At 68.2% G+C, this 13,132-nt stretch carries 13 protein-coding genes; 7 read left to right on the top strand and 6 right to left on the bottom strand.

Annotated elements, in window-relative coordinates; genetic code table 11:
- The first annotated feature begins 23 nt into the window (after nt 1-23).
- Both HF877_RS03130 and HF877_RS03125 read left to right on the top strand, forming a co-directional pair.
- Nucleotides 24-1,241, top strand: a complete 1,218-nt coding sequence (locus HF877_RS03130; RefSeq protein ID WP_169619729.1) for an erythromycin esterase family protein — start codon at nt 24-26, stop codon at nt 1,239-1,241.
- A 162-nt stretch (nt 1,242-1,403) separates the two neighbouring features.
- Nucleotides 1,404-2,084, top strand: coding sequence for an alpha/beta fold hydrolase (locus tag HF877_RS03125; RefSeq protein WP_346765050.1), 681 nt, complete (start codon nt 1,404-1,406; stop codon nt 2,082-2,084).
- Nucleotides 2,085-2,093: 9 nt separating this feature from the next.
- Here HF877_RS03125 and HF877_RS03120 read toward each other — a convergent pair whose 3' ends face one another.
- The gene (locus tag HF877_RS03120; RefSeq protein WP_169619727.1) at nt 2,094-2,495 is read right to left on the bottom strand and encodes a MauE/DoxX family redox-associated membrane protein; all 402 of its coding nucleotides are present in this window, start codon (nt 2,493-2,495) and stop codon (nt 2,094-2,096) included.
- Between the two features lie 116 nt (nt 2,496-2,611).
- Here HF877_RS03120 and HF877_RS03115 point away from each other — a divergent pair, with 116 nt between their 5' ends.
- Both HF877_RS03115 and nudC read left to right on the top strand, forming a co-directional pair.
- Entirely contained in the window at nt 2,612-3,700 is a 1,089-nt protein-coding gene (locus HF877_RS03115) for a potassium channel family protein (protein ID WP_169619726.1), read from the top strand.
- A gap of 10 nt (nt 3,701-3,710) precedes the next feature.
- The gene (gene nudC, locus HF877_RS03110) at nt 3,711-4,610 is read left to right on the top strand and encodes an NAD(+) diphosphatase (protein ID WP_169619725.1); all 900 of its coding nucleotides are present in this window, start codon (nt 3,711-3,713) and stop codon (nt 4,608-4,610) included.
- Nucleotides 4,611-4,619: 9 nt separating this feature from the next.
- Here the strand turns inward: nudC and HF877_RS03105 are convergent, their stop codons facing one another.
- Nucleotides 4,620-4,874, bottom strand: coding sequence for a mycoredoxin (locus HF877_RS03105; RefSeq protein ID WP_169619724.1), 255 nt, complete (start codon nt 4,872-4,874; stop codon nt 4,620-4,622).
- Nucleotides 4,875-5,004: 130 nt separating this feature from the next.
- Between HF877_RS03105 and HF877_RS03100 the strand changes: the two genes are divergently transcribed.
- Complete coding sequence (locus tag HF877_RS03100; protein WP_169619723.1) at nt 5,005-7,140, top strand: ATP-dependent DNA helicase UvrD2; 2,136 nt, start codon at nt 5,005-5,007, stop codon at nt 7,138-7,140.
- On the opposite strand, the gene HF877_RS03095 is transcribed toward HF877_RS03100, so the two are convergent.
- The gene (locus HF877_RS03095) at nt 7,129-7,506 is read right to left on the bottom strand and encodes a VOC family protein (RefSeq protein ID WP_169619722.1); all 378 of its coding nucleotides are present in this window, start codon (nt 7,504-7,506) and stop codon (nt 7,129-7,131) included. The genes HF877_RS03100 and HF877_RS03095 overlap by 12 nt on opposite strands.
- A 487-nt stretch (nt 7,507-7,993) precedes the next feature.
- Here HF877_RS03095 and HF877_RS03090 point away from each other — a divergent pair, with 487 nt between their 5' ends.
- A complete protein-coding gene (locus HF877_RS03090; protein ID WP_206036567.1) occupies nt 7,994-8,248 on the top strand; it encodes a WhiB family transcriptional regulator in 255 nt (84 codons plus the stop codon).
- Between the two features lie 19 nt (nt 8,249-8,267).
- On the opposite strand, the gene HF877_RS03085 is transcribed toward HF877_RS03090, so the two are convergent.
- From HF877_RS03085 to HF877_RS03075, 3 genes are all read right to left on the bottom strand, one after another.
- Nucleotides 8,268-9,593, bottom strand: coding sequence for an AarF/UbiB family protein (locus HF877_RS03085; RefSeq protein WP_169619720.1), 1,326 nt, complete (start codon nt 9,591-9,593; stop codon nt 8,268-8,270).
- Nucleotides 9,590-10,489: a hypothetical protein gene (locus tag HF877_RS03080; RefSeq protein WP_169619719.1), complete on the bottom strand. Its 900-nt coding sequence runs from the start codon at nt 10,487-10,489 to the stop codon at nt 9,590-9,592. Before HF877_RS03080 ends, HF877_RS03085 begins: the two co-directional genes overlap by 4 nt.
- A gap of 93 nt (nt 10,490-10,582) precedes the next feature.
- Nucleotides 10,583-12,019 carry a zinc-dependent metalloprotease gene (locus tag HF877_RS03075; RefSeq protein WP_169619718.1) on the bottom strand — a complete coding sequence of 479 codons (1,437 nt, stop codon included), beginning with the start codon at nt 12,017-12,019 and terminating at the stop codon, nt 10,583-10,585.
- Nucleotides 12,020-12,106: 87 nt separating this feature from the next.
- Here HF877_RS03075 and HF877_RS03070 point away from each other — a divergent pair, with 87 nt between their 5' ends.
- Nucleotides 12,107-13,129, top strand: coding sequence for a PDZ domain-containing protein (locus HF877_RS03070; protein WP_169619717.1), 1,023 nt, complete (start codon nt 12,107-12,109; stop codon nt 13,127-13,129).
- Nucleotides 13,130-13,132 lie beyond the last annotated feature (3 nt).

Raw genomic sequence — 13,132 nt, 5'->3', positions numbered from 1 at the left:
AGGTTTTCCTGGAAGGAGAATTCATGTCTACGACCACGTCGCCGACCGAGATCTGCCGGCAATTGGACACGCCCGGAGATCTGGGAAGCGCGTTCGACGAGTTGCTTGCCACGCGGCAGGAACCCCCGAGCCTGCTCGCCCTCGGCGAGCCGACCCACGGAATCGCTGCATTCCCGTTGCTGCGCAACGAACTTCTCTGTCACCTCGTCGAACGCGGATACCGCTCGATCGTGCTGGAGACCGATGTCCTCGCCGCTTCTGTCGTCGACAACTATGTCGGGGGCGGGGCAACGGAGATCGACGATGTCCTCGAGCGCGGTTTCAGTCATGGTTTCGGCCGCGTCCCCGGCAACCGCGAACTCGTCGAATGGCTCCGCGGTTACAACACCGGTCGTCCCGCGCGGGATCGGGTGCGCTTCTACGGATTCGACGCCCCGGTGGAATTCTCCGGCGCACCCAGTCCACGACACGCACTGTCCGTCGTTCTGGAGTACCTACCCGCTGCGCTGCATCCGGACTCGGCCGGGGACATCGACGGACTGCTCGGCGACGACACGGCCTGGACGAACCCGGACGCGATGCGCGACCCGGCCGCGTCCATCGGGGACTCCGAGCGTGCTCGCGCCCTGCGCCTGGTCGCGGACGACCTCGTCAGCGTGCTGCGCCGTGCAGCGCCCGTCCTCGCTCCCGCCGATCCGGTGGCGTACGACGATGCCCTCGCGTACGCGCACACCGCGCGGGGTCTGCTTCGCTACCACGCGGCCATGGCGCACACCGCGTCGGACCGCATCGCCACCCTGCTCAGCCTGCGCGCCGCCATGATGGCCGAGAACCTTCTCACGATCGTGTCCAAGGAGAAGGGCCGTGGGCCGAGCCTGGTGTTTGCGCACAACGCCCACCTCCAGCGAACGCAGTCGTCCATGCCGGTCGACAACGAGGGAGCGATAGGGCCAAGTGCCGGTGCGCTCGTCGGCTTTGCTCTCGGAGAGCGCTACATGTTCGTTGCCGCGGACGCCGGGCTGCACCCCCGTCCAGGCACCCTTCAGGGCACACTCGCCGAGGCGACCGCACGGCGCGCCATGTTCCCTGCGAAGCCCTTGCACGCTGCCCTTCCGCGCTCGCTCGGCACGGGCGAACCCATTGTCCGAGGACATATTCCGCTGAGTCCGGCCGACGTGGAGCGCGCCGACGCGATCGTCTTCGTTGCCGACACCGACGGGCACCAGCACCAGTACTGGTAACGCGCCACATCGATGACGCGCAGACCAGAGGCACATCCGCGGTCTGCATCAGGTGGACACGAGGCTCAGGCCCGTGAAAACCCGCCGGCCTGTGAAACCCGCTGTGCGGGGCCCCCGCGCGCCGTTACGCTCGTAGGCACCGTTCGACGGAAAGGGGCGGCCGTGTCGACCTTTGTGCTGTTGCCGGGAGCAGGGTCGGACTCCTGGTACTGGCACCGGGTGGTGCCGATGCTCGAGGGACGCGGGCACGACGCGCTCGCCGTCGATCTCCCGTACGCCGACGACAACGAGAACCAGGACTCGTACGCAGACTTCGTGGTTGCGGCGCTCGGCGATGCTCCCGGACCCCTCGTGGTGGTGGCCCAATCGATGTCGGCGTTCACCGCCGTTCGTATCGCAGAGCGGTGTGCTGTGGACGAACTCGTGCTGGTGGCACCGATGATCCCTGCGCCCGGCGAATCACCGGCGCAGTGGTGGGGCGACGTCGGGCACGAGGATGCTCAGCGGGAGCAGGCCGTCGCGGACGGACGGGACCCCGATGCACCGCTCGACATACGGGAGTTGTTCTTCCACGACATCCCGGACGCCGTCACCGAGGAAGCGTTCGCCCACGAGGAGACGCGCCTGTCGGACGCGGCGTTCGAACCCGCCTGGGATGCCGAGCGCTGGCCCGACGTTCCGGTGCGGGTTGTCGCAGGCCGGCGCGACCGGTTGTTCCCGCTCCCGTTCCTGACGGCACTGTCCCGTGCGCGCGTCGGTGTCGAGCCGGTGGTCGTCGACTCGGGACACCTTGTGGCACTTGCGCGCCCGTCCGAACTCGTCGACATTCTCCTCGGTGCGTAGACGCACGGGTCAGCGGCGGTGCGCCCCCGGGGCGAGGCGACGCACCTCGAGGGCCGCGGTGACGAGAGGGATCTGCAGCGGCAGCCGTGCCACCGCGACGGCCTTTGCCACCGGTGAGATCCGGTCGCTGCGCAGCCACGTGACGGCCATCTGCGCGTTCGCAGGGAACACCGCGAGAAACAGCGCAGCAGCCAGCGCGCCACCCGTCCGGCGGGTACGCGGCACCACGAGCGCGAGCCCGACCCCGATCTCGGCGACTCCCGAGACGTAGGTGTAGGTGCGGGCGGAACCGGGCAGCGCGCGGGGGACGATGCCGTCGAAGGGTTGCGGTCGGACGAAGTGCATCGTGCCTGCGCCGAGGAGCAATGCGGCGAGCCGCAACGCCGGTCGTCGGGACGGTTGGGTGGACATGGGCGCCACAGTAGCGGGCGGCGCGTAGGCTGCGATCCGGAATCGATGGCCGTCCGGCATCGCTACGGTGTAAGTGAGGTCCCCCCTGGGGACCGAGACGAGGTGGAGTAGGCACGATGCCCGGTAGATTGCGTGCGAGGTTCAGTCGCTCCGATCAGCTCACCGAGCGTCCGGACTTCGCGTTGGTGGGCGTCCTCCGGGTGCCGGAAGAGCAGACGAGTCCCGGAATCGCGATTGCGCGTCGCATCGGTTACGCCTTCGCGGCGCTGCTGTTCGCGGTGGTGGTCGTCTACCTCGACCGCGACGGGTACCGCGACGCGCAGGGCAACGCGTTGTCGTTGCTGGACTGCCTGTATTACGCGACCGTGTCGCTGTCGACCACCGGGTACGGCGACATCACTCCGTTCACACCCGAAGCGCGCCTGATCAACGTTCTCGTGATCACCCCGCTGCGGGTGTTCTTCCTGATCGTGCTGGTCGGAACGACGTTGTCGGCTCTGACCGCGAGTTCACGACAAGCATTCAAGATCCAACGATGGAGGCGCCGCGTGCGTAATCACACCGTCGTCATCGGCTACGGCACCAAGGGCCGTACCGCCGTCGACGCCATGCTGGGCGACGGTGTCGCCCCATCCGACATCGTGGTGGTGGACACCGATCCCGTCGTCCTGGAATCCGCGGCCGGGCAGGGGTTGGTGACGGTCCAGGGTTCGGCGACCAAGTCGGACGTTCTCCGCCTCGCGGGTGTGCAGCACGCCGCCGCTGTCATCGTCGCCGCGAACCGCGACGACACCGCGGTGCTGGTGACTCTGAGTGCCCGCGAGATCGCCCCCAAGGCCAAGATCGTCGCCGCGATCCGCGAGTCCGAGAACACGCACCTGCTGCGGCAGTCCGGTGCCGACTCGGTGGTCATCTCCTCCGAGACCGCGGGCCGCCTGCTGGGTATCGCTACGACGACACCCAACGTGGTCGAGATGATCGAGGACCTGCTCACCCCCGAAGCCGGATTCGCCATCGCCGAACGTGACGTGGAACCGTCGGAGATCGGCGGTTCGCCGCGACACCTCAAGGACATCGTCCTTGCCGTGGTGCGCGACGGCCGGATGTGGCGGATCGGCTCGCCCGAGGTGGATGCGGTGGAGGCCGGCGACAAGCTGCTCTACATCCGGCTCGTGGGCACGCAGCCGGGCGCGATGCGCGGCTAGTGTGCTCGAAGTGACCAGTTTCTCTCTGTCCGGTACCCCACTCCTGTCGCGCACCGTCGTCGAGCGCGCCGAAGAGCTTCGCTCCGACGAGGACGCGCTGCGGGCGGGGTGGGCGGACGCGAAACTCCTGAAGGTGGACCGACGGGGACAGGTGCCCGTGGCGGACGGGGCACTGGTGTTCCGTGCCGCCGCGGAACTCGGCCCCGAGCCGGCCCCCGGGGCGGTGTTTCTCGGTGTGCGCGACGAGCGGCACGTGTGGGCCGTCCGCGTACTCGCACAGACGGGAGAGGTTGCGGACCTGCGCAAGGTCGGCGACGCACTCGACGACGCGGACGCGGACCTGATGGTGAGTGCGGTGGCCTTGCTCAACTGGCACGACCGGGCAGGGTTCAGCGCGGTCGACGGTTCCGTCACCGAACCCACCATGTCCGGATGGTCGCGGATCAGTTCCGAGACCGGGCACGAGGAATTCCCGCGCACGGACCCGGCGGTCATCTGCCTGGTGCACGACGGCGGCGACAGGGTGCTGCTCGGGCGTCAACCCGTGTGGCCGGAGCGGCGCTTCTCCGTCCTGGCAGGATTCGTGGAGGCGGGCGAATCGCTGGAATCGTGTGTGGTGCGGGAGATCCGCGAAGAAGTCGGCGTCGACGTGCGTGACATCCGCTACCTCGGAAGCCAGCCGTGGCCGTTTCCGCGGTCGTTGATGCTCGGGTTCGCGGCCGTCGCCGACCCCGCTCAGCCCCTGGAATTCCGGGACGGCGAGATCGGCGAGGCGCGATGGTTCACTCGCGACGAGGTGCGGAACGCACTCGAGGCCGGCGACTGGGCGTCGGCCGACGAGGTGCCTCTGCTGCTGCCGGGCTCGATCTCCATTGCCCGGGGCATGCTCGAAGGATGGGCCCGGGGCTGATCCGGGCTGTTACAGACCGAGCGCGCGCTTGACCGCCGACAGCGGCGGGTTGGTGGCGGTGGTGCCGTCTGCGTACTTGACGGTCGGCACGATGTGGTTGCCGTCGTTGACACTGCCGACGAATTCCGCTGCCGAGGGATCGGCCTCGATGTCGATCTCGGTGTAGGCGATGCCGTTCTCGTCGAGCTGCTTCTTCAGACGCTTGCAGTAGCCGCACCACGTGGTGGAGTAGACGGTCAAGGCGGGTGCATCGGTGGTGGTCATGACTTCGAGAACATCACAGCCGCCGCGATCTGTTCCGACCGGTCCCCGAATGTGGTCGCGGACACACCGGATATGCCTGCACAGGATGTGCGGCGTCGCGTTGTCGGTTCGCACTGTCATGATGGAGGCCATGCGTGTGGATGCGGTTGCGGACGGCCTGGACCCTCAACAGGCGGCGGCTGTGCGGGCGCCGCGTGGCCCCGTGTGTGTGCTGGCCGGCGCCGGGACGGGCAAGACCCGCACCATCACCCGCCGCATCGCGCACCTCGTCTCCGACGGGCACGTCGCCGCCGGCCAGGTTCTGGCAGTCACCTTCACCGCGCGGGCTGCGGGGGAGATGCGCTCGCGGCTCCGTGAACTGGGGGTCGGTGCACCGGGACCGTCGGTGCAGGCCCGCACCTTCCACGCCGCGGCGCTGCGGCAGTTGCGGTATTTCTGGCCGCAGGTCGTCGGCGACACTCCGTGGCAGTTGCTCGATCGCAAGTTCTCCGTCGTCTCGCAGGCAGCACATCGGTGCGGCTTCCCGACCGACACCGACACCGTGCGCGACCTGCTCTCGGAGATCGAGTGGTCCAAGGGGTCGCTGATCGCGCCGGAAGACTATCCGGCCACGGTCGCGCGGGTCCGCCGCGAGCCGCCGGCCGCCGCCGAGCGCGTCGCAGCGGTGTACGAGATGTACGAATCGCTGAAGTTCCGCGGCGACGAAGGGTTCTACCTGGACTTCGACGATCTGTTGTTGCACACGGCCGCCGCGCTCGAGGACAACACCGCTGTCGCCGACGAGTTCCGCGACCGCTACCGCTGTTTCGTCGTCGACGAATACCAGGACGTGACGCCGCTGCAACAGCGCGTGCTCGACGCATGGCTCGGGGACCGCGACGATCTCACCGTGGTCGGCGACGCCAACCAGACCATCTACTCGTTCACGGGCGCGTCGCCCAAGTACCTGCTCGATTTCTCGCGCCGGTTCCCCGACGCCACCGTCGTCCGGCTCGAGCGCGACTACCGCTCGACCCCGCAGGTGGTGGAACTGGCCAACCGCGTCATCGGCGAAGCCCGCGGGCGGATCGCCGGCACCCGGCTGAAACTGATCGGGCAGCGGCCGCCCGGCCCGGAACCCACGTTCGCCGAGTACGACGACGAACCCGCGGAGGCGAAGGCGACCGCGAAGGCCATCGCAAAACTGCTGCGCGACGGCGTGCCGGCGTCGGAAATCGCGGTGCTGTACCGGATCAACGCGCAATCGGAAGTGTACGAGCAAGCCTTCACCGAGACCGGCATCCCGTATCAGGTGCGCGGCGGCGAGGGGTTCTTCAACCGCGCCGAGGTGCGGCAGGCGATCAACGCGCTTCGGCAGGTCGACGCGCGCAACGACCTGCCCGACGGAGCCGATCGCGGCAGCCATCTCGTCACGCTGGTCCGGGCCACGTTGGTGCCGCTCGGCCTGACCGACACCGAACCCACCGGTGCGCAGGCCCGGGAACGGTGGTCGTCGCTGGTGGCGCTGGTCCAGCTCACGGAAGAACTGCTCGAGCACGAACCCGAGCTGACCCTCACCGGTCTGCTGCGCGACCTCGCGGCCCGCGCCGAATCGCGGCAGCCCCCGACGGTGCAGGGCGTGACTCTGGCATCGCTGCACGCCGCGAAGGGCCTCGAGTGGGACGCGGTGTTCCTCGTCGGGCTCACCGACGGCACCCTGCCGATCACCCACGTCACCGGAGACAAGGACACCCCTCCGGACGAAGCGGGTATCGAGGAGGAACGCCGTCTGCTCTACGTCGGCGTCACCCGCGCCCGGGTGCACCTGTCGCTGTCGTGGGCGTTGGCGCGCACCGAAGGCGGGCGCCGCTCACGGCGGCGGTCCCGCTTCCTGAACGGGTTGATCCCCGACAGTTCTCCGGCGTCGAAGATCGTCGAGCCGGCCTCACCGAAGAAGAAGCGTCCGCAGTGCCGGATCTGCGGTAAGCCGCTCCTGGGCACCACCTCGACGATGCTCGGGCGTTGCGAGGGCTGTCCGTCCGACCTCGACGAGGAACTGCTCGTCGCGCTGAAGGAATGGCGCCGCGAGCGATCGAAGGAGCTCAAGGTCCCCGCCTACGTCGTGTTCAGCGACAACACCCTGGTGGCGATCGCGGAACAACAGCCGCGCGACGACCGCGCGCTCGTCTCGATTCCGGGCATCGGCGCGAAGAAGCTCGAGCAGTACGGCGCCGACGTGCTCGCGCTCGTGCGGGGCGAACGTACCGCGGCAACGCTAGATATCTAGGCCTACCGGCTCCACGCAGAGGCAGAAGTGGTGGCCTGCGGGGTCGCGGTACACCCGGAAGTTCTTTGTGCTCGACGGATCGTCGACGCGGGTCGCGCCGAGGTCGAGCGCGAGACGTTCGGCGTCCTCGAATTCGGGGACGTAGAAGTCGAGGTGGACGTGCACACTTTCGGAAGGCCAGCGCGCGGGCGTGAAATCGGGTGCGCGTTGGAATGCGAGCGAATTCGCGTCGTCGCGCGCGAGTTCGACCCAATCGTCGTCGTCCCGCGCGGTGGTCCAGCCGAGCAGGTCCCGGTAGAAGCCCGCGAGCGCGCGCGGATCGGGACAATCGAGAACCGATACACATTTCGTTGTCGACAGTGGCATGGCCGGGACTCTAGTCCCGCGTGAGGGTGCGAGCGGCGAATCGAACCACGCTCGACAAAAATTGGACAAAACCGCAGGTAGAAAATAACTTGTGCTGATCGCACCAGCATTACTATTGTGTATTGCATTGCCACGGGAGAAGCCCGTGCGTGACGACGAAAGCGAGGTGGCCCGTGATGATCAGCATCAATTATGCGGCCGTCGCTCCCGTCGTGGCGCGCGCCGCATCCGCCGCCGCCCCGCGCACATGGCGTCGGCGCGCAGTAGCCTTCTCGTCCGTGGCCGGACGACTCGTCGGGACACCTACGCGGTAGTCCCTTCCGACTCCAGGCCACGGACAACCGCCCAGCGGACCGTGGCCTTTGTCTTTTCGGCCGGAGTTCGCATCGCATCTCTTTCGATCGAACCTCTAGGAGTCCTCGTGCCGAGCGAAAACCCTTCGACCGCATCAGGTGTCGGCGAAAACACCCTCCGTGCGGGCGATCCTCTGCCCTGTCACGGTGACGATCCCGATCTGTGGTTTGCCGAGGCCCCGGCAGATCTGGAACTGGCGAAATCGCTGTGCGCCGGATGCCCCGTACGCGCGCGCTGTCTCGCCGCAGCGCTCGACCGCGAAGAACCGTGGGGAGTGTGGGGCGGCGAAATCATCCACCAGGGCGCGGTGGTCGCCCGGAAACGCCCCCGCGGGCGACCCCGGAAGACGGTCGTCGCCGAACCGCGAAAAGAACTGGTGTACGCCTGAATCGGCTGCCCGGCCCCGACTACTCCTCGGTGAAGCCGGGCAGCCATTCGGAGAGAATCGCCATATAGGGAGCCTGCGCGTCGAGTTGCGCGCAGATACCCACCGACCCGAGCAGAACGCGGAAGATGCTTGCGTATTCCGGTGGCAGGTTCAACGTCCGTGCAGTCCGGAACTGTGCACTCGAGAAATCCGTCGCGGTGCCCGCCACCTTCTGCAGCCACGCCCGCGTGAAATGGAACGACTCGGTCTGAATCGGGTCGGTGAAGGGCCGTAGGTAGTCGGCGATCTCCTGATCGGTGACAGTGCGGCCGGGGAGTACGAACTTCTCGTCGTAGAGCAGGGCGGTCAGCTCGTCGAAACGTTCCTCGAGGGCGAGTCGCACCATGCGCCCGAGCACCGGGGGGAATCCGTCCGGCATCGCGGCGGTGGCACCGAAGTCGATCACGCCGAGTCGTCCGTCCTCGAGCAACATGAAGTTGCCGGGATGCGGATCACAGTGCAGCAGACCGGCTCTGGCCGGACTGCAGAAGTGGAATTCGGCGAGGAGCGCCCCCGCGCGGTCACGTTGCTCGCGGGTGCCCTCGTTGATGATCACCGACAGCGGCGTGGCGGAAAGCCATTCCGTCACCATCACTTTCGGCGCACTGGCCACCACGCGGGGGATGAGAAACTTCTCGTCGCCGTCGAAGGCCCGCGCGAATGCCCGCTGGCTGTCGGCTTCGGTGCGATAGTCGAGTTCTTCCTCGGTGCGGGCGGTCAGTTCGTCGAGGAGCGCCCTGACGTCCGCGCCCGGCATCATGGTCGCGAATACTCCCGCGAACCGCGACAACGTCCGCAAGTCCGCGCGCAGTGCTTCGTCGGCCCCGGGGTACTGCACCTTCACGGCGACGTCGCGTCCGTCGGACCACACCGCGCGGTGCACCTGCCCGATGCTCGCCGAGGCCGTGGGCACGTCGTCGAAGGATTGGAATCGCTCGCGCCACTTCGTGCCGAGTTGCTGATCGAGCACACGGTGCACGGACTTGGCCGGAAGGGGAGGTGCTGCCGCCTGCAGCTTGGTCAGTGCCTCGCGATACGGCTCCGCGAATTCCTCCGGGACAGCGGCCTCCATGACACTGAGAGCCTGCCCGAACTTCATGGCGCCGCCCTTGAGCTCACCGAGCACCGTGAACAACTGCTCGGCGGCCTTCGCAGTCATCTCGGCGTCGATCTCGCCGCGATCACCACCTGCGAGGCGCCGGCCGAAACCTACAGCGGCGCGTCCGGCGATGCCCAGCGGGATGCTCGCGAGTTTGGCGGTACGCGAAGAGCTTCTGCGAGGGATGTCTGACACGCTCCCCATCATGCCTGAACGGGGACGGGGATAGTCGGGCAGTCGCAGTCGGGATGGCGGTGCCACCTGCGGGTGATGAGCTGTGTCCTGCGGATATCCCACTCGATCGTGCGGTCGAGGGCGAGCGCACCGGCGCCCGCGATCCGCGTGGGCGACGCAGTGTCGGCGAAGAACAGATCGAGTTGCGCCAGCGCGGCCGCGACGGTGGCGCCGATCACGGAGCGCTCGGCTCGTCCCTCCCGCCCGGACAACTGTGCCGCGAGCCGCGGCCACGACGGGTCGGCGTCGGTGCGAGCCAGGTCGGCGCAGCGCAGGCAGCTGGTACGGCCGGGAACAACGAACGGGCCGATGACGCCGCGGCCGTCACGTACGCGGACCGCCAGATGAGGGACCCGGTGGCGCATCAGGATCTGCACGAGACGCGGATCTGGCACCTGGGTGTCGGCGAGCACGACGCAGTCCGGTAGCCGGGTGGTGAGACCGGCGTCGTCGGTACGTGGAACCGACCGGAACCACCTCGTGTCCCACAGCGACAGATGCGGGGCGAGCGCGTGTGCGAGGGGCCCCGCCCCGTACAACCGCACGCACGGCGGAGACGACGCGGCCGCGATTGCGGGTCGCGCCGGCCGCACGGATCCGGCGCCGACCAGTTCGTCGAGGAGCGCCCGGACAGCGGGTGCCGGCAGGCCGCGCGCTGCGGCCGCCTCGACGACAGCCTCGTACGGCAGGCTCCCGTCCAGCAGTACGAGCAGGGCGCGGACATCGAACGCGTCCATACCGTCGGGCGGCACGACGACTGCGGCAGTGTCGGGACCCCACCCGAGCTGCACCGAACCGTCGGCTCGGTGCAGCACCAGCACATCGGGATCGAGGACGAGACCTGTGGCCGCCCGCACGGGGGATGTCATACGGGCAGCATCACAGGCATCCGGCCCGCCGCGGTCGCCCCCGACGATGTTGTCCACAGGGCGATCGCGGCTTCTATCAGCGACGACGTGGTGTCAGGAATTCTTTCCGGAATCGTCGTCCGGCTCGCGGTCGGCGGTGTCGTCCCCGCCGTCCTGATCCTTCTCGGCACGCTCGCGTTCCATCGTTTCGCGGAGCTGTGCGATCGGATCCTCGAAGGCACTGGTGCCTCCACCGATGACGCGGTCGACGAACGCGGCGGGATTGTCCAGATCCGACGAATCCGGCAACAGGTCCGGGTGCTCCCACACCTTGTCGCGCGCGTCCGCTCCGGCGTCGGTGGTGAGCCGACGCCACAGCGCGGCGGCTTCCCGCAGCTTGCGGGGACGGAGTTCGAGACCGACGAGGGTCGCGAAGGTCTGCTCGGCGGGTCCGCCGGTGGCCCTGCGGCGACGCAGCGTCTCGCTCAGCGCCGCCACACCGGGGAGCCGGTCGCCGAGGGCATCGATCACGACTGTCTCGACCCAGCCCTCGACCAGCGCGAGCATCGTCTCCAGTCGCTCGAGCGCTGCCAGTTGTTCGGGCGTGGTCTGCGGCTCGAAGGCACCCTGCTTGAGGATTTCCTCGATCTTGGACGGATCGCTCAGCGCGGACGGGTCGAGGCCTTGGGCCAGATCTTCGATCGACGACATGTCCATGCGAATTCCGCGGGCGTATTCCTCGACGATCGCGAGGAGCCGCTGGCGCAGCCACGGCACGTGGCTGTAGAGCCGCTGATGCGCGGCTTCCCGCGCGGCGATGAACACGAGGATTTCCTGGGCGGGTTGTTCGAGGCCCTCACCGAACTCCTCGATGGCAGCGGGCAGCAGGGCGGCGGTGCCGGCCGGGCCCAGCGGCAGGCCGATATCGGTGGAGGTCATGACCTCCTTGGACAGCTGGCCCAGTGCCTGACCGAGCTGGGAACCGAACGCGACCCCGCCCATCTGGGAGAACATGCCCATCATCGGTCCGGCCATCGCGCGGGCCTCCTCGGGCAGGCCCTGCAGCATCATGCCGTTGACCTGCTCGGCAATGGGATCGCACAGGCGCTTCCAGGTGTCGAGGGTGTTCTCGAGCCACTCGACGGGCGTCCAGGCGACGGTCTTGGTGGCGCCGGCGGGCAGCGTCGTCGCCGCGTCGAGCCACAATTCCGCGAGCCGCGACGCGTCGCGCACTGCGTCGGCCGTCCCCGCGGAGACAGGAGTGACCGAACCGATCTGCTGGCGCGCGAGCTTCGAGGCGATCTCGTAGTTCACGGGGCCGGCCCCGCCGGTGCCCATCGCGCTGCCCATCCCGGCGAGCATCTGGCCGAACTGGCTGAGCATCTGCCCGAACTGGGCGGGATCGAAGCCCTGCGCACCGAACGGGTTGTCGCCACCACCGCCGGGAAGGCCGAAGCCGAACGGCGACCCACCCCCGCCTCCTGAACCCTCGTCCTTTTTGCGGTCGGGGTCGTCGTCGGGATTCGAGAATCCGAAGGGCGTGTCACTCATGTTCTCAACGGTACAAGGCGCGCCGTCGGAGCACGGGCATCGTGGTCACGCTGACCGCGAACACGATCGGCCCGATACTCTGGCCGGGTGAATCGACGCTTCGTGATGCCTCTCGCCGTGCTGCTCCCGGTTCTCACCCTCGTCCTGATCGCATTCAATCTGACCGTTCCCTATGTCGCACTCGGTCCCGGGCCCACGTTCGACACACTCGGCGACGTGGACGACAAGCCGGTCATCGAGATCGAGGGCGTCGAGACGGACGAGACGACGGGCAGCCTGGTGATGACGACCGTCGGTGTCACCGACAATCTCAACCTCGCGCAGACGGTGACGGCGTGGCTCAGCGGCCGGTACGGACTGGCGCCACGTGAGCAGGTGTATCCGCCCAACCGCAGCAAGGACGAGGTGCGAGCAGTCGACCAAGCCCAGTTCGCGCAGTCGGAGCGCAGTGCCGAACTCGCTGCTCTGCACTACCTGGATCTGCCCGTCATACTCCGGGTGGCCGAGATCGCGGACGACGCGCCCGCGTCGGGACATCTGCAGGTGGACGACCGGATCGTGGCGATCGCGGGTGAACCGGTGGAAACGGCCGGACAGGTACAGCGCGCCGTCGGAGCGGTCACTCCCGGCGAGAGCGTCGCGATCACCGTCCTGCGCGGCGACGCCGAGGAAACGATCGACGTCGTGGTGGGGGAGCGACCCGGAGGAGAGGGCGCGGGATTCCTCGGTATCGCAACCGAGGAGATTCCCGACGTGCCGTTCGAGGTGGTCTTCAACCTCGCCGACATCGGCGGGCCGTCGGCCGGGTTGATGTTCAGTCTCGCACTCGTCGACAAGCTCAGTCCCGGCGAGATCAACGGCGGGCTGAACGTCGCGGGGACCGGAACCATCGACTCCGACGGCATCGTCGGCCCCATCGGCGGCATCACCCACAAGCTCACCGCTGCGGACGAGGAAGGCGCCGAGGTCTTCCTCGTGCCCGCCGACAACTGCGCCGAGGCGCTCACCAACGAGCCGGACGATGTCCGGCTCGTCAGGGTCGAGACGCTGGAGGGCGCGGCCGCCGCGCTGGAGTCGATCGCGGCAGGCGGCGACGCGCCCACCTGCTGAGTC

It is taken from the genome of Rhodococcus sp. BL-253-APC-6A1W (assembly GCF_012843405.1).
Classification (GTDB): Bacteria; Actinomycetota; Actinomycetes; order Mycobacteriales; family Mycobacteriaceae; genus Rhodococcus.
This window is presented reverse-complemented; position numbering and strand designations above follow the sequence as displayed.

Excerpts from the sequence above, each read along its gene's own strand:
- HF877_RS03095 (WP_169619722.1), bottom strand. The coding sequence starts at position 7,506 with ATGCCACTGTCGACAACGAAATGTGTATCGGTTCTCGATTGTCCCGAT.
- HF877_RS03105 (WP_169619724.1), bottom strand. The coding sequence starts at position 4,874 with ATGACCACCACCGATGCACCCGCCTTGACCGTCTACTCCACCACGTGG.
- HF877_RS03130 (WP_169619729.1), top strand. The coding sequence starts at position 24 with ATGTCTACGACCACGTCGCCGACCGAGATCTGCCGGCAATTGGACACG.
- HF877_RS03115 (WP_169619726.1), top strand. The coding sequence starts at position 2,612 with ATGCCCGGTAGATTGCGTGCGAGGTTCAGTCGCTCCGATCAGCTCACC.
- HF877_RS03075 (WP_169619718.1), bottom strand. The coding sequence starts at position 12,019 with ATGAGTGACACGCCCTTCGGATTCTCGAATCCCGACGACGACCCCGAC.
- HF877_RS03100 (WP_169619723.1), top strand. The coding sequence starts at position 5,005 with ATGCGTGTGGATGCGGTTGCGGACGGCCTGGACCCTCAACAGGCGGCG.
- HF877_RS03120 (WP_169619727.1), bottom strand. The coding sequence starts at position 2,495 with ATGTCCACCCAACCGTCCCGACGACCGGCGTTGCGGCTCGCCGCATTG.
- HF877_RS03080 (WP_169619719.1), bottom strand. The coding sequence starts at position 10,489 with ATGACATCCCCCGTGCGGGCGGCCACAGGTCTCGTCCTCGATCCCGAT.
- HF877_RS03085 (WP_169619720.1), bottom strand. The coding sequence starts at position 9,593 with ATGATGGGGAGCGTGTCAGACATCCCTCGCAGAAGCTCTTCGCGTACC.